Below are 15,311 nucleotides of genomic sequence, written 5' to 3' on the forward strand. Positions count from 1 at the left end.
GTCTATTCGGACATGTGGAGCAACAGATCCTGCGCATTGGCTTGGACCCGGCTTCATGCGAGAAAGATAGCGATGAAACATATCATGGGGTTCGCTTGACCATCGGGCTTGCACATGCCGAGTTGATTGCGGTTCTGACGGCCGTTACCGGCGGCGATCCGAGGGTCATGACAGTTCGGTCCGGCGATACATTGCCGTCCGGTCCCTTCGAACTCGGCCATCGGACGCTACAAAGTGGACTGCGGGAATGGGTCCAGGAGCAGACGGCTCATCCTGTCGGCTATCTGGAGCAGTTGTACACCTTCGCCGATCGCGATCGAAACAACGAGATTCTCGGCGGTCGAACGATTTCCATCAGCTATCTCGGCCTGGTACGCGAACAGGCCGCCTCCGGCGCCGGCATGGCGGGCTGGCACGGCTGGTACGAGTATCTTCCCTGGGAAGATCATCGGAATGGCGTGCCTCCCATTCTCGACAGGATTTCCGCGCGCCTCGTTTCTTGGATCGAGGAAGACGACACGCGGCGGGACCAGCGTCGCAGGCGCGCCGATTATGATTTTGGGCTGAACGGCTTGCCATGGAACGAGGATCTCGCTCTGCAGCGCTATGAGCTGCTTTACGAGGCGCGGCTGGTCACAGAGGCGGGTTGCGACCTCAAGGAGAATTTCGGCAGACCGATGTTTGCCGATCATCGTCGTATTCTGGCGACCGGTATGGCGCGACTGCGGGCCAAGATCAAATATCGCCCCGTGGTGTTCGAACTCATGCCCGCGACGTTTACTTTGCTGCATTTGCAGAAGGCGGTTGAGGCTCTGGCGGGGTTGACGCTGCATAAACAGAATTTTCGCCGGCTAATCGAGCAGCAGGATCTGGTCGAGGAGACGGGTGGCACAGAAAGCGAAACCGGCGGCCGCCCTGCCAAGCTCTTCCGCTTTCGCAGAACCGTGCTTGAAGAACGCGAATTCGCCGGAACGAAATTACCGCTCTCCCGCAATTGACATATACTCAAACTGAGAATATCTATTTGCGCATAATATACTCAAAATGAGCATAATAAGGAGTCGGTCATGAATTCCCCCGTATCCGCATCCTCCCTCTATGATCGTGTCAGCCGCGTTATCCCGAAAGCCGAATGGCTGTCGTTTCAGGATGATGTCGAGGCGATCCTCGAATTGAAGCGGCGACACAACGCCGTCATCCTTGCTCATAACTATCAGACGCCGGAGATCTTCCATGGGGTTGCCGATATCGTCGGCGATAGTTTGGCGCTCGCCCGCAGGGCGGTCGAAGTGGATGCAGATATCATCGTCCTTGCCGGTGTGCACTTCATGGCCGAGACGGCCAAGTTGCTCAACCCGGAAAAGACGGTGCTGATCCCCGATATGGAAGCTGGCTGTTCCCTGGCGGAATCGATCACACCAGAGGACATCGCGTTGCTCCGCCAGGCACATCCGGGAGTACCCGTCGTGACCTATGTCAACACGTCGGCGGCCGTTAAGGCCGCGTCGGATATCTGCTGCACCTCGGGCAATGCGCGGCAAGTGGTGGAATCTCTCGGCGTGCCGAAGGTGCTGATGCTTCCCGACGAATATCTGGCGCGCAATGTCGCGCGTGACACCAATGTCGAACTGATCGCCTGGCATGGCCATTGCGAGGTTCATGAGCTTTTCACGGCGGGCGATATTCGCGATCTCCGCGAGAATTATCCGGGCGTGACGGTGCTTGCCCATCCGGAATGCCCGCCAGATGTCGTCGAGGCAGCAGATTTCGCCGGCTCCACCGCCGTCATGTCCGATTATGTAGGCAAGACGCGTCCATCACGCGTCGTGCTGCTGACTGAATGTTCGATGAGCGACAATGTCGCCGTGCATCATCCGGCAGTCGAATTCATCCGCCCCTGCAATCTCTGCCCGCACATGAAGCGCATTACCCTCGGCAATATACGCAAGGCCTTGGAAGAGGGGCAGCATGAGGTGACGGTCGACCCCGCAATCGCCGTCGATGCGCGCCGTGCCGTGGAAAGGATGCTGGCGATATGAGCGAGATCCTCGAAGAACTGAACGGCCGCACCGTCATCGTCGGCAGCGGCCTTGCTGGGCTAATGACTGCTTTGACATTGGCGCCCGAACCGACCGTGATCGTCACCCGTGCCTTGATCGGCGGGGAGACGTCGAGTGCCTGGGCGCAAGGTGGTATCGCCGCCAGCATAGGTGAGGGCGATTGTGCGGCGCTGCATCTGGCCGACACGCTGGGTGCGGGCGACGGGCTCTGCGACGCGACGATGGCTGCTGGGATCGTTGCCGAAGCCTCCGACACCATTGCCGCGCTGGAGCGTGCCGGCGTCGAATTCGATCGTGATGACGCCGGCCAACTGTCCCTTGGTCTTGAAGCCGCGCATTCGTTGCGACGCATCGTCCATTCCAAAGGGGATGGTTCGGGTGCCGCCATCGTGCGCGCACTTGCCGGAGCCGTTGCTCGCACGCCGTCGATCACGGTGCTTGAAGGCTGCCAGGCACAGCGATTGTTGCTGGACGGCGATCGTGTTGTTGGCCTTCTTTGCCTTGGCGAGAAGGGGAGCGTCGTATTGCCATCCTCGAAGGTCGTCCTGGCGACCGGCGGTATTGGTGGCCTGTTTGACGCCACCACAAATCCTGTCGGCAATTTCGGGCAGGGCATTGCTCTTGCGGCCAGGGCAGGTGCCAAGCTCGCCGATATGGAATTCGTGCAATTCCACCCGACGGCGCTCGACAGCCGCAGGCGGCCGCTCGCGCTTGTCAGCGAGGCGGTTCGAGGCGAGGGCGCGCTTCTCGTCAATGAAGGCGGCGAGCGCTTCATGGCTGCGGTTGACGGTGCCGAGCTTGCGCCGCGAGATATCGTCGCAAGAGCCATCAGCGCCGAAATCGCCCGTGGCGGCAAGGTGTTCCTTGATGCACGAAACGCGCTCGGCCAGCGCTTTGCCACGCGTTTTCCAGTCATCGAGACCCTTTGTCGCGAAGCGGGCGTTGATCCGGCCAGCGATCTCATTCCCGTCCGTCCCGCCGTTCACTATCACATGGGCGGCGTAGCGACCGACGAACGTGGGCGTAGTTCTGTCCCTGGCCTCTGGGTCGTAGGCGAGGCGGCGTCGACCGGTCTGCATGGCGCAAATCGATTGGCCAGCAATTCGCTGTTGGAGGCCGCCGTCATGGGTATGCGGGCAGCGCGCGATATAGCCGGTAGAGATGGGCGCGTAAGAAGGTTGCAAAGTGATCTTCCCACGACCTTCGCTCCGGATCTGACCCTCGTCCGGCAGATCGTATCCCGTCATCTCGGTGTCCTGCGCAATGGCGGCGCCATTCACGGAGCGATCGCTGCTCTGCTACCGCTTTGCGAAAGCGAGAGCCCGACAACTGACCCGGCCATCGTGGGCCTTCTGATCGCCGTCTTCGCCAGTTTGAGAATGGAGTCGCGCGGCGCTCACGCCCGCACGGATTTTCCACTGAAGCTGCCGCACGCGCAACGCCGCACGATGCATTTGTCCGACGCACGGGATGTTGCCAGATCCGTCCTCACTCAAACCATGGCAAGGAGTGCCTGATATGATGCTTGCCCCCCTCCCGCGTCTTATTGTTGAACCGCTGGTACGCAACGCGTTGGCTGAAGATCTTGGCCTTGCCGGCGACGTCACCTCCACCGCCGTGATACCGGCGGAGCATCGCTCTCGCGTCGAAATGGTCACCCGTCAAGCGGGTGTGATTGTCGGCCTCGATACCTGCGAGCTGGCATTTCAGCTGGTTGATCCCGGAATTATCATGACGCGCCACGTGCCTGATGGAACGAAGGTCGGCATAGGCGAAATCGTCGCGACGATCGAAGGGCCTTCGCGCGGCCTCCTGACCGCAGAGCGCACTGCCTTGAATTTCCTGGGGCATCTATCCGGCATTGCTTCCGTGACCGGCGCAATCGTTGCGGCGATCGCGGGCACCAAGGCGTCCATAGTCTGTACACGCAAGACCACACCGGGTCTGCGCGCTCTGGAAAAATACGCAGTGCGTGCTGGTGGCGGTATGAACCATCGGTTCGCGCTCTATGACGCGGTGTTGATCAAGGACAATCACGTGGCGATCGCCGGCGGCATCAGCGAGGCCATCCGTCGCGCCAAGTCAGGCGTCGGCCATTTGGTCAAGATCGAGGTCGAAGTGGACACGCTGGTACAGCTTCGCGAGGCGATGCAGGAGGGCATCGATGCCGTATTGCTCGACAATATGACGCCGGATCAATTGCGCGAAGCGGTCGATATTGTCGGTGGCCGTGCCATCACTGAAGCCTCGGGTCGCATCACGCCGCAAACCGCTGCCATCGTTGCCGCGTCCGGTGTCGATCTCATATCCGTCGGCTGGTTGACGCATAGCGCGCCGACGCTCGACATCGGGCTGGATTGGAAGGCCGTCGCTTGAGGCGGCCGATCTCAGGTCTGAAGCCCATCGCAATCTCCAGGCCTTGCGTCCGGCGCTTTCAGCTTTTGATCTTGCGAATGTCATTACCGCGCAAACGCCGAACACCGCTGCGTGACCTTGTCTAAACGACGACCGGCGCCTGTGCACCGTCCATACTGATCACGACTCCGGTCACGTAGCTTGCCTTGGCCGAACTCAGGAAGGCGACAACGTTGGCGATATCGGCGGGATCGGCCATGCGACCGATTGGAATGCGCTTCAAAGCGTCGGCAAGCGCGTCCTGTTCGCTCATGCCGCCGGCCTTTGCCGACGCCTTCAAGCCTTCGGCGACACGATCCGTTTCCGTCAGGCCGGGATTGAGCCCGACGACACGTACGCCGTTGCCGGCATAGGCGTTGGCGAGGCCAACGCTTGCCAGCATGAGCGCGGCATTGGCCGAGCCGCCGGCCAAATGAACAGGCGAGGCGATCTTCCCGCCATTGCCGATGATATTGATCACCGTACCCGATCGGCGGGCGCCCATGCGCTTGATGACTGGATCGACCACGTTGATATAGGAGAAGAACTTTGCATCCATGGCGGCTCGCCAGATGGCGGGATTGAGATCGTCGGCTGGCGTACGGGCCGCCGCACCGGCGCTGTTGACGAGAATATCGATCGGGCCGATATCCGCCTCGACCTTGTTCACCATGGCAAGTGCCTGTGCATCGGAGGTCAGGTCCGCGGCGTAGCCACGTGCGCCGGAAAGCCTGGAAAGAGCCGCGTCGATATTGGACTGCGAGCGCGAGCAGATGGCGACCCTTGCTCCTTCCTGCAGGAAGAGGGCTGCGCAGGCATAACCGATGCCCTTAGAGCCGCCCGTAATCACAACGACTTTATCCTTGAGGCCAAGGTCCATGGAATTTCTCCTGTGTGATTTGCTGTGGTGCAAAGCTACGTGGCGATATCGCGGTCGTACAGGGCCGTGATCGTCACAGCTTGGTGACCGGGAGGCGATCTCAGGAGAGACGCTTTGCCTTCAGCACGGAAACGGCCGTCTCGCTATTATGAACATAATCGTAAGCATCGGGTTGACGCTGTACCAGGAGAATGAACAGCAGATCGGTCAGCATGAGCTGGGCGTCGCGGGCGGTGATGGCCGAGGAGCGCACGCGGTCCTCATCACCGACGGTGTGAAGGCAAATATCAGCGACGTGGGCGAGCGGGTTATCCTGCAGTCCGGTGACCACAATGACGGTTGCCTGGCGCTGGCTTGCGAGTTCCGCGATGCGCAAAGTTTCGATACTTGTCCCTGAATAGGAAAGCGCGAAGAGCAGATCATCCGGCCCCAGCGTCGAGGCGTTGGCCATTTGCACATGGCTGTCGCTGTCGTGCAGCACATTGCGGCCAAGTTTCATAAGCTTGTAGGAAAAATCGCGTGCAACCAGCGAGGAAGCTCCGACACCGGCAAGATGAATGCGCCGGGCATCGTGGAGAGCCTCGAGCGCCTTCTCGATATCGGATTCGTTGTTGACTGAGATGGTTTGCTGCATTGCCTGCAGCTTGCTGCTGAACAGCTTTTGCAGGATCGTGAGATAGCCGTCACCAACTTCGATCGTTCCGTGGATCATGCCGGCGGGCGCCTGCCATTCCTGCGCCTTGGCCTCGCTCACGGCAAGCTTCAGTTCCTGATAGCCGGCATAACCGAGCTTCTGGCTGAACTTGACGACGCTCGACTGGCTTCGGCCTGTTTCCACCGCCAGAGCCGCTGACGACAGCCGCAACATCTGATCAGGATTGTCGATGATGAATTGCCCGATCTGACGATCGGCAGGGGCCATGGTTTCGAGCTGGGCGCTGATTTTCCTGAGAATAGACATGTGTCCTTTCCAGCCATCGCGGCCGTTTCAAAGATCAAAGCGAGGACGGCGAAGATACCACTCGTCTCAAGGTCGGCAATCGCGCTTAAACCGATGAGACCTTAGCACAGCAAATTGGAATAAAAAATTCCAATTCCCGTTGACAGAATGGAATGGTCGAATAGTCTTGAACATGACTGACAGCGACGCGTTATCGTCTGCCTTTTCCTAGACGGATTTTCAGCATGGACAAACTTCGCATCTCTGGCGGCAAGAGACTGCAGGGCGCGGTGACTATTGCCGGCGCCAAGAATGCTGCGTTGCCGCAGATTGCCGCCGCGCTCTTGAGTCCGCATCCCGTGGAGTTGACGAACCTACCGCTTGTGAGCGACGTCGAAAACATGCTCGGCGTCGTCGCACTCCATGGTGCCAAGGTGACACGAGGTTCGCACGGAACGACGCTCGATGCAGGCAACATCGTGTCGACCGAAATCTCCTATGATACCGTCAGGCGTATGCGCGCAACCGTACTGGTGCTTGCGCCCTTGCTCGCTCGATTTGGTCAGGCGCGCGTCTCGCTTCCGGGTGGCTGCGCCATCGGCGCGCGACCCGTCGACATGCATATCAAGGCGCTTTCCATCCTGGGTGCCGATATCGCGATCGAAAGTGGCCTGATCGTCGCGTCGGCGCCAAACGGGCTGAGAGGTGCTCGGATCGTCTTGAGTTCACCATCCGTCGGTGCGACAGAGACGGCGATGATGGCGGCCTGTACCGCCAAGGGCGAGACCGAGATCCTTAATGCTGCACGCGAGCCCGAGGTGGCGGATCTCGCGGCCTGCCTGAGCGCCATGGGCGCGCGGATCGAAGGGGCGGGGACGCATCGTATCCTCGTCGACGGCGATACCGCCTGGCGCGCCGCCAAACATCATGGCATTCCCGATCGAATCGAGGCCGGCACTTATGCTGTGGCAGCGGCGATCACCGGCGGTCAGCTCGAGCTTATCCATGCGCGCTTGGAGAATTTGGCGTCCGTCGTGCAGGCGCTCGAAGCCATGGGCGTCAGTGTCTGGCCGAGCGATCGCGGTCTGGTCGTTTCGAGAGACGGTCCGCTCAAGGCAGCCGATATCACCACCGAACCCTATCCCGGTTTCCCGACGGACCTGCAGGCACAGTTCATGGCTCTTGCCTGTTGTGCTGAAGGCGCGACATTGATCCGCGAGACGGTATTCGAAAACCGCTTCATGCATGTACCGGAACTGATGCGGCTTGGCGCCAATATTACCTTGCAGGGGACGACGGCGCTGGTGCGCGGCGGCGCGCCGCTCAAGGGGGCGCAGGTGATGGCGACCGATCTGCGTGCCTCCGTGTCTCTGGTTCTCGCAGCGCTCGTTTCCAAGGGCGAAACGATCGTAAATCGCGTTTACCATCTCGATCGCGGCTACGAGCAGCTCGATCGCAAATTGCGCCTGTGCGGTGCCGATATCGAACGGCTGACATCATGACCACCGCAGCGCACCGTACGCCATATTTTCTCGGGATCGACGGAGGTGGCACCGGCTGCCGCGCGCGCATCGAAGATGCCGAAGGGACGATCCTCGGGCAGGGATTGTCTGGGCCGGCCACCACTCGTCTCGGGATTGCTGAAGCGTGGGCATCGATTTCACGGGCCTTCGATGCAGCCATCGAGGAAGCGGGGCTGGGTGCCCCTGACATCGCACGCATACATGCCGGGGTTGGACTGGCGGGGATCGGTCGCAAGGGTGCGCTTGATGCATTAAAGGCAATTGAACACCCCTTTGCCAGCGTCGATTTCGTCAGCGACGGTGAGGGCGCATGCCTTGGTGCGCATTCCGGCCGGGATGGCGCTATCGTCATTGCCGGCACCGGGTCCATCGGCCTCGGTCTCGTCGAAGGGCGGCAGTTGAGGGTTGGCGGTTATGGGTTTCCGATCTCGGACGAGGGCAGCGGTGCCTATCTTGGGCTGAAGGCCGTGCAACTGGCGCTGCGCGCCAATGACGGCCGCGAGCAGAAGACGGCCTTGCTGGCTGAAATGATGCAGCGCTTCCAGAACGAACCGATGGAGGCGGTCGCCTGGATGGACCGAGCATCGGCAACGGATTATGCGACATTCGCGCCCATGGTCCTGCGCCATGCCGATCAGGGCGATGCGATCGCGCGCCGGATCGTGCAAAGTGCTGCCGGCCATGTGGATACGCTCGTGCGCAGTTTGTTTGACAAAGGGGCGCCGCGGGTCTGCCTGCTTGGAGGACTTGCAAGCCCATTGGAACCATGGCTTGCGCCTGATGTGCGTCGTCGCCTGAAGCCGATCGACGGGGATGCGGTCTCCGGAGCGATCATTCTGGCGAAGCGATCCGTTTGCCAGGACTGACGATTGCGGGTGGCTCGTCGTCATAGGTTCTACAGATAAGGAAGGTCTGTTCCATACATTGGACGAGCAAATCGCCGGGCGCTAGCAACGGTCCGCACGGACCGTGGTGAGATCTAGACCTTCATTCATGTGCTCGCCCCGCCGATGATCATTGACCGCCTAATCGCAGCGTAAATCTTGTCCGAGACGTCGAGATCGCGCGACGTTTTTCGTGAACCCATCATGGAATATTTTATTCCTTTATGCGTTGACGATGGGAATAAACGGACATAATATTAACCTAGGTAAACAGGGAGTGGACGGGGAATGAAGCCGTAAAGGCCGTCTCGCGTCCCGGGTGACTTCGGTCGTCCGTCAACTCGAAAATGCTAATCTTTGCTATGGCGGGTCCGATCAACAACTGATCGAACCCGTCATTCTGACCCATTGATATCGAAGCGTTATTTCGCGAGCGAGCCCATGACAGAGCAGAAGTTGATATCCGAACTGGAGCAATTGGTTTCCGAAGGACGCAATCCGAACACGATGCATATCGATCTCCTGCCGACCTTCGATATTCTGCGCGAGATCAATTATGAGGATCAGACGGTTCCGGTTGCCGTCGAGAAGGTCATTCCGGCAATCGCTGCCGCCGTCAATCAGATCGTTGCCGCCTTCCAGAAGGGAGGGCGACTGGTCTATATGGGCGCCGGCACGAGCGGCCGCCTTGGTGTTCTCGATGCCTCGGAATGCCCACCGACGTTCAGCGTTCCCCCGAGCATGGTTGTTGGATTGATCGCCGGTGGTCCGGATGCCCTGCGCCGCTCGATCGAAGGCGCGGAGGATGATCCGGAGCAGGGGCGCCAGGCATTGGAGGATATCAAGCTGACGAAGGTCGATGTCGTCGTCGGTATCGCGGTCAGCGGCCGCACGCCTTACGTCATCGGAGGCCTGAACTACGCCAAGAGCATCGGCGCCTTCACGGTCGCGCTGTCCTGCAATCCGAATTCCATCATCGCAGGTATTGCCGATCTTGCCATTTCGCCTGTTGTCGGTCCGGAGATCCTGACCGGTTCGACGCGATTGAAATCCGGCACGGCGCAAAAGCTCATTCTCAACATGCTGACGACGGCTAGCATGATCCGGATCGGAAAGAGCTATCAGAATCTGATGGTCGACGTCAGTGCCAGCAACAAGAAGCTCGTGGCGCGCGCCTCGCGTATCGTCATACAGGCGACCGGTTGTACGCAGCAGGAGGCACGCCGCGTCCTCGATCTGACCGGAAACGACGTGAAGCTCGCCATTCTCATGGAAATTACTGGTATGGGCATTGAAGAAGCTCGCGCGGCATTGCAAAACGCTGGAGGATTCCTGCGCAAGGCTATCACCGCTCGCACTGCTTGAAACAACCATCGCGGCGCGCCGCGGCGGCAATCAATAGGCCAAAATCGGCCGGGAACATTTAAGAAATTTGGAGGACAGGCAATGAAAGGGAATTTTGGAAGGAAACTATTTTCAGGAGCGGCACTGGCTGTCGGACTTGGGCTGGCGATAGTTGCGATGCCGGTGGAGGCGGCAACCTTGCGCATGGCATGGTCGCAGGACGCAACCGGTCTCGACCCGCACAAGCAGACGGCTTTTTCCTCCATCCGCCTGTTGGAACTGATTTACGAGCCTCTGGTGCGCCTCGACGGCAATCTGCAGATCGTGCCCGGAGTTGCCGAAAGCTGGCAATTCTCGTCCGATGGCAAGCAGCTGACCTTCAAGCTCAATGCCAAATCCAAATTCCAAAATGGCGCGCCCGTCACGTCGGCTGACGTCAAGGCTTCGTTCCAGCGTATTCTTGATCAGGCAACCGCGGCCGTCGCCCGTGCCAATTTCCTGTCGATTGCCAGCATCGATACGCCCGATGCCAATACGGTGGTTTTCAATCTGTCGCAGCCCGACGTTCCGCTTTTGACGGCAATGACGAGCCTGAATGCTGCCGTCGTGCCGGCGAGCGAAATTGCCGCCGGCACCATCGGCACGAAAGCCATCGGCTCCGGCCCGTTCAAGCTCGACAGCTGGGTACCGAACTCCAAGGAAGTCTTGAGCGCCAACAAGGATTGGGCCGGCGGCCCTGTTGCTGTCGATGGTATCAACATCAGCGTGTTGCCGGATGAAACGGCAATCCTCGCTTCGCTGCGCACCGGCCAGATCGACTTTGCGCTGCTGAACGATCCGCTCGTCGCAACGCTGGTGCCGAAGGAGCCGAAACTGCAGCTCACCCGTACACCTGTTCTTTCCTACAACGTCCTGCAGCTCAATCCCTCGCGCAAGCCAACGGATCAGCTGGCCGTGCGCCAGGCGATTTCCTGCGCCATCGACCGCAAGGACGTGATGGATACCGCCGCTCTTGGCGAAGGCAAGGTGACGGGGCCGCTGACGATGCCGCTCTATGCAACTGACCCAAGCAAGCTCTTCTGCTACACGCGCGACGTTGCCAAAGCAAAGAAGCTGATGGCCGATGCCGGCTTCGCCAACGGCTTTTCCGCAACCGTGATTGCCGCAACCGGCGAACCGCCCACTGCAACGGCCGAAGCGCAGGTCATCCAGTCGCAGCTAGCCGAAATCGGCATAAAGCTCGATATCAAAGTCATGGAACTCAACGTCTACGTCGATACATGGCTCAAGGGTAATTTCGACATGGCAGTCGCGCTTAACGGCGGCAGTGCCGACCCCTATTCGATGTACAACCGCTACTGGACGAAATCGGGCAATCTGCAGAAGGTCGCCAACTATATCGACGATACGCTCGACAGCCTGATGCAGAAGGGCCGTGTCGAGACCGATCCAGCCAAGCGCAAGGAAATTTTTGCCGAGTTCGAGAAGCATATCGCGGAAGTTTCGCCCTGGATCTGGCTCTATACGGCTTACGGCTACACGGCCGAGCAAAAGAACGTCGAGGGTTTCGTCCCGACACCGACCGGCTCGCTCTTCGGTCTAAGCAAAGTGACCATCAAGTAACGGCAGGCGGTATCTGGAGCATTTTCGGTTCAATTCGAGAAATGCTCCAGCTCCGCCTTCATGCGGCTTCGGAGGCAGGCGCCAGCCCTGCATCGATCGAGACTGCTCTAGAGGAATTGCAATGGCATACCTGACACGCCGGCTGATGACATTCCCCCTGATCATGCTGGGCGTGTCCATCTTCGTCTTTGTCGCCATACGACTGGTGCCAGGCGATGCGATTACGGCGATGCTTGGAACCAATGCGGGCTTGCTGACACCGGAGCAGCGCGAGGCTCTCACCACCTATTTCGGCATCGACCAGCCCTGGCCTGTTCAATACTGGCATTGGCTGCTCGGCGTATTCGGCGGTAATCTCGGCATCTCGGTCACCTACGGCAAGCCGGTGCTGGATATGATCCTGGAGCGCTTCCCGCTCACGCTCGAGCTTGCTTTGCTTTCGATGGTCATCGCACTTGCAATCGGCCTGCCGGCAGGCGTCTTTGCAGCGACGCGAAACGAAAAACTGTCCGATCTTCTGGTGCGCATCGTCGCGATGATAGGACAATCCACGCCGAATTTTGTTCTCGGGCTGCTGCTGATTTATGCCTTGTCCGCAGGATTTGGCGTGCTGCCGACGATGGGCGCCTTCACCCCTCTTTGGGAAAACCCACTCGAAAACCTCGGCCAGATGATCCTTCCCGCACTCACGCTTGGTTTTGCCTTTGCGGCATCTGTCACTCGCGTCGTGCGCTCAGCGATGCTCGATGTCCTGAGCGATGATTATGTGCGCACGGCTCGTAGCCGTGGCGTTCCGGCCCGTGGCGTCATCTGGCGGCATGCTCTGCCGAACGCGCTGATCCCGGTGGTGACGCTGAGCGGTGTCGAATTCGGTTATCTGCTCGGCGGCGCGGTGCTGGTCGAGCAGATCTATGCGTTGCCGGGCCTGGGCCGTATGGTGCTGGACGCTATCCTGCAGCGCGATTACGCCCTGGTTCAGGGCAGCGTGCTGTTCATTGCCTTCAATTTCATGATCGTCAACCTGCTCGTCGATCTCGCCTATGTCGCTCTCGACCCGCGCGTTCGACTGGGAGAAGGCTGATGCGGATCGTCAAAGCTATTTCTGGGCATATGAGCGGCCGGATCGGCGGCACGATCGTCATCATGTACATTTTGCTCGCTATTCTTGGGACGCTGGGCGTTACTCCTCACGATCCCCTGACGCAGAACCGGATCGATCGTCTCCATGCGCCAAGCCTTACCTATTGGATGGGCACGGATCTTTTCGGCCGCGACGTGGCAAGCCGCCTTATGAACGGCATCGGAGAATCTTTCACTGTGGCCTTTTTCTCCGTTGCCGTTGCAAGCCTGATCGGCACACTGCTGGGACTAACGGCGGCATGGTCCGGCAAACGTTGGGACGGCGTCATCATGCGCACCATGGACGTGTTGCTCGCCTTTCCGGCGATCCTGCTTGCGCTTTTGATTATCGCCATCGTCGGTCCCGGTACCTGGACCAGCGTTGCGGCAATCGCAATCGTTTATACGCCGATCTTTACCCGCGTGGTGCGTGGCCCCGCTCTTTCGCTGAAGAACCGCGACTTTGTCGATGCGGCGCGCACCTTCGGCAGCAGTCGGTCTTATATTCTGACGCGGCATCTCCTGCTCAATCTCGTGGCTCCCCTGACTGTGCAGGTGACGCTGGCGCTTGCCTGGTCACTATTGACGGAGGCAGGCTTGAGCTTCCTCGGCCTGGGAACGCAGCCTCCGGCTTCGTCGTTGGGCCTAATGCTGAGCGACAGTCGAAATCTGATGGAAACAGCGCCCTGGTTGCTGATCTTTCCCGGCGTCACCATCATGATCTCCATTCTCGGCTTCAACCTGCTCGGCGATGCCTTGCGTGATATTTTCGACCCCAAAATGCGGAGGTCGACTGTATGACCCCACTTCTTTCGGTCTCAGATCTCAGTGTCGGTTTTGGGCGCAACCCTGCGGGCTCTCCCATCGTACAGAACGTCAGCTTTGAGCTTGACGCCGGCAAGACGCTGGCGATCGTCGGCGAGAGCGGCTCGGGCAAGTCGGTGACGGCGCTGTCGATCAATCGTCTTGTTGATTTCGGAGGTGGCCGGATCACAGGCGGATCGATCCGCTTGAGGCGGTCCGACAACAGCCTCCTCGATTTGGCGAGAGCCAGCGAGGCTGAACTGACGAAGATCCGCGGCGGCGAGATCGGCATGATCTTCCAGGAGCCGATGACCTCCCTTAATCCGGTGCTGACCATCGGAACGCAGATCGAAGAGTCGTTCCGGTTGCATCGCGGGTTGACGGGAAGCCAGGCGAAAGCTGCAGCCAAGGATGCTCTCGATCGCGTGCGCATTCCCGACGCCGCGCGCCGTCTCAAGTACTGCCCGAACCAGCTTTCCGGCGGCATGCTGCAGCGTGTGATGATCGCAACGGCCCTTGCCTGTAATCCCCGTCTGTTGATCGCCGATGAGCCGACGACCGCGCTCGATGTCACCGTGCAGGCGCAGATCATGGCGCTGCTCGCGGAATTAAAGCGCGAGACCGGCATGTCGATGATTTTCATCACCCACGACATCGGCCTAGTCGCGGGCATTGCCGACAAGGTCATGGTGATGCAGGGCGGGCAGGTGGTGGAACAGGGTGAGCTTGACGAGATCCTTGATCGCCCAACGCACCCCTACACACGGCATCTTCTTCATTCCGTCCCGCACTTCTCGTCCGGGCAGGCCGCGCGCACTGATTTTCAACGCACGGAGACTACGGCTAAGCCGGCTTTGAACGTGGAGGGCCTGACCGTTCGCTTCCCCGTCAAAGGCGGCATTTTTCGACGGTCTAGCGGCGCCGTTCATGCCGTCGAAGGCGTCGGTTTTGATCTTATGCCGGGTGAGACACTGGCAATCGTCGGAGAAAGCGGCTCAGGAAAATCCACCACCGCCCGCGCGATCCTTGGGTTGGTGAAGTCGACCCGGGGCAAGCTGACGAGCAATGGCCGGTTGGCCGACGAGCACACCAGCGCGGTGCAGATGGTCTTTCAAAACCCTTACGCGTCGCTCAATCCCAGGCTTCGTGTCGACAACATCCTCGCCGAGCCGATGATCGCTGCAGGTCGCCGCATGTCTGCCGAAACGCGGGAACGGATGACCATGTTGTTGAGGCGGGTAGGCCTTCCGGAAAATTCGCTGGAGCGTTACCCGCACGAGTTTTCCGGCGGACAGCGGCAGAGACTGTGCATTGCGCGTGCATTGATGCTCAATCCGTCCGTGCTGGTACTTGACGAAGCGGTGTCAGCACTCGACGTCTCGGTGCAGGCTCAGGTCCTGGAGTTGCTGATAGAATTGCAACGAGAATATGGGTTGGCCTATCTGTTCATCTCGCATGACATGGCGGTCGTTGAGCGCATCGCCCATCGTATTGCCGTGATCTACGCCGGGCAGATCGTCGAGATCGGTGACGCTGCTTGCGTCTTGTCGGAGCCGAGGCATTCCTATACCAGGCGACTGATCGCGGCAGTTCCGACGGTTGCCCGGCGCAAAGAGACCTTCACGCTCGACACGCGCCAGGTTCCATCGCTGGTGCGGCCAGCGGGCTTTGAGCCCGTTATGCCGGAATGGCGCCGCTTTGCTGCCGATCACATCGCCTTGGCGGAAGTCTGAGCGGGGC

The 15,311-nt window shown here is 59.7% G+C and carries 13 protein-coding genes; 11 read left to right on the forward strand and 2 right to left on the reverse strand.

Annotated features, from left to right (window positions below; all coding sequences use genetic code 11):
* The first annotated feature begins 95 nt into the window (after positions 1–95).
* The 4 genes from HGP17_RS27410 to nadC all read left to right on the forward strand — a co-directional run bounded on the left by HGP17_RS27410 (position 96) and on the right by nadC (position 4,436).
* Entirely contained in the window at positions 96–998 is a 903-nt protein-coding gene (locus HGP17_RS27410) for a hypothetical protein (protein WP_168813902.1), read from the forward strand.
* A gap of 69 nt (positions 999–1,067) precedes the next feature.
* On the forward strand, positions 1,068–2,039 hold the full coding sequence (gene nadA / locus HGP17_RS27415; RefSeq protein ID WP_168813904.1) for a quinolinate synthase NadA: 972 nt from the start codon (positions 1,068–1,070) through the stop codon (positions 2,037–2,039).
* Positions 2,036–3,577 carry an L-aspartate oxidase gene (locus HGP17_RS27420; protein ID WP_168813906.1) on the forward strand — a complete coding sequence of 514 codons (1,542 nt, stop codon included), beginning with the start codon at positions 2,036–2,038 and terminating at the stop codon, positions 3,575–3,577. Before nadA ends, HGP17_RS27420 begins: the two co-directional genes overlap by 4 nt.
* A 1-nt stretch (position 3,578) precedes the next feature.
* On the forward strand, positions 3,579–4,436 hold the full coding sequence (gene nadC, locus HGP17_RS27425; RefSeq protein ID WP_168813908.1) for a carboxylating nicotinate-nucleotide diphosphorylase: 858 nt from the start codon (positions 3,579–3,581) through the stop codon (positions 4,434–4,436).
* A gap of 121 nt (positions 4,437–4,557) precedes the next feature.
* Here nadC and HGP17_RS27430 read toward each other — a convergent pair whose 3' ends face one another.
* Together HGP17_RS27430 and HGP17_RS27435 are read right to left on the reverse strand one after the other, a co-directional pair.
* The gene (locus HGP17_RS27430) at positions 4,558–5,334 is read right to left on the reverse strand and encodes an SDR family oxidoreductase (RefSeq protein WP_168813910.1); all 777 of its coding nucleotides are present in this window, start codon (positions 5,332–5,334) and stop codon (positions 4,558–4,560) included.
* A gap of 100 nt (positions 5,335–5,434) precedes the next feature.
* Positions 5,435–6,295: a MurR/RpiR family transcriptional regulator gene (locus tag HGP17_RS27435; RefSeq protein WP_168813912.1), complete on the reverse strand. Its 861-nt coding sequence runs from the start codon at positions 6,293–6,295 to the stop codon at positions 5,435–5,437.
* 224 nt (positions 6,296–6,519) lie between these two features.
* On the opposite strand from HGP17_RS27435, the gene murA reads away from it, so the two are divergent.
* The 7 genes from murA to HGP17_RS27470 all read left to right on the forward strand — a co-directional run bounded on the left by murA (position 6,520) and on the right by HGP17_RS27470 (position 15,304).
* Positions 6,520–7,776, forward strand: a complete 1,257-nt coding sequence (murA, locus tag HGP17_RS27440) for a UDP-N-acetylglucosamine 1-carboxyvinyltransferase (RefSeq protein ID WP_168813914.1) — start codon at positions 6,520–6,522, stop codon at positions 7,774–7,776.
* Complete coding sequence (locus HGP17_RS27445) at positions 7,773–8,663, forward strand: N-acetylglucosamine kinase (protein ID WP_168813916.1); 891 nt, start codon at positions 7,773–7,775, stop codon at positions 8,661–8,663. Before murA ends, HGP17_RS27445 begins: the two co-directional genes overlap by 4 nt.
* Before the next feature lie 459 nt (positions 8,664–9,122).
* Positions 9,123–10,046 (forward strand): N-acetylmuramic acid 6-phosphate etherase, encoded by a 924-nt coding sequence (murQ, locus tag HGP17_RS27450; RefSeq protein WP_168813918.1) that lies wholly within the window; start codon positions 9,123–9,125, stop codon positions 10,044–10,046.
* 81 nt (positions 10,047–10,127) lie between these two features.
* Positions 10,128–11,648, forward strand: coding sequence for an ABC transporter substrate-binding protein (locus HGP17_RS27455; RefSeq protein WP_168813920.1), 1,521 nt, complete (start codon positions 10,128–10,130; stop codon positions 11,646–11,648).
* Between the two features lie 121 nt (positions 11,649–11,769).
* Positions 11,770–12,729: an ABC transporter permease gene (locus HGP17_RS27460; protein WP_168813922.1), complete on the forward strand. Its 960-nt coding sequence runs from the start codon at positions 11,770–11,772 to the stop codon at positions 12,727–12,729.
* A complete protein-coding gene (locus HGP17_RS27465) occupies positions 12,729–13,568 on the forward strand; it encodes an ABC transporter permease (RefSeq protein ID WP_168813924.1) in 840 nt (279 codons plus the stop codon). The genes HGP17_RS27460 and HGP17_RS27465 overlap by 1 nt, the downstream gene beginning before the upstream one ends.
* Positions 13,565–15,304: an ABC transporter ATP-binding protein gene (locus HGP17_RS27470; RefSeq protein ID WP_168813926.1), complete on the forward strand. Its 1,740-nt coding sequence runs from the start codon at positions 13,565–13,567 to the stop codon at positions 15,302–15,304. Before HGP17_RS27465 ends, HGP17_RS27470 begins: the two co-directional genes overlap by 4 nt.
* Positions 15,305–15,311 lie beyond the last annotated feature (7 nt).

The organism is Rhizobium sp. P38BS-XIX, from assembly GCF_012641435.1.
Taxonomy (GTDB): domain Bacteria; phylum Pseudomonadota; class Alphaproteobacteria; order Rhizobiales; family Rhizobiaceae; genus Rhizobium.

Coding starts and splice junctions, on each gene's coding strand:
- HGP17_RS27445 (WP_168813916.1), top strand. CDS start 7,773: ATGACCACCGCAGCGCACCGTACGCCATATTTTCTCGGGATCGACGGA.
- HGP17_RS27460 (WP_168813922.1), top strand. CDS start 11,770: ATGGCATACCTGACACGCCGGCTGATGACATTCCCCCTGATCATGCTG.
- HGP17_RS27430 (WP_168813910.1), bottom strand. CDS start 5,334: ATGGACCTTGGCCTCAAGGATAAAGTCGTTGTGATTACGGGCGGCTCT.
- nadC (WP_168813908.1), top strand. CDS start 3,579: ATGATGCTTGCCCCCCTCCCGCGTCTTATTGTTGAACCGCTGGTACGC.
- HGP17_RS27470 (WP_168813926.1), top strand. CDS start 13,565: ATGACCCCACTTCTTTCGGTCTCAGATCTCAGTGTCGGTTTTGGGCGC.
- murA (WP_168813914.1), top strand. CDS start 6,520: ATGGACAAACTTCGCATCTCTGGCGGCAAGAGACTGCAGGGCGCGGTG.
- HGP17_RS27455 (WP_168813920.1), top strand. CDS start 10,128: ATGAAAGGGAATTTTGGAAGGAAACTATTTTCAGGAGCGGCACTGGCT.
- HGP17_RS27435 (WP_168813912.1), bottom strand. CDS start 6,295: ATGTCTATTCTCAGGAAAATCAGCGCCCAGCTCGAAACCATGGCCCCT.
- murQ (WP_168813918.1), top strand. CDS start 9,123: ATGACAGAGCAGAAGTTGATATCCGAACTGGAGCAATTGGTTTCCGAA.
- HGP17_RS27420 (WP_168813906.1), top strand. CDS start 2,036: ATGAGCGAGATCCTCGAAGAACTGAACGGCCGCACCGTCATCGTCGGC.
- nadA (WP_168813904.1), top strand. CDS start 1,068: ATGAATTCCCCCGTATCCGCATCCTCCCTCTATGATCGTGTCAGCCGC.
- HGP17_RS27465 (WP_168813924.1), top strand. CDS start 12,729: ATGCGGATCGTCAAAGCTATTTCTGGGCATATGAGCGGCCGGATCGGC.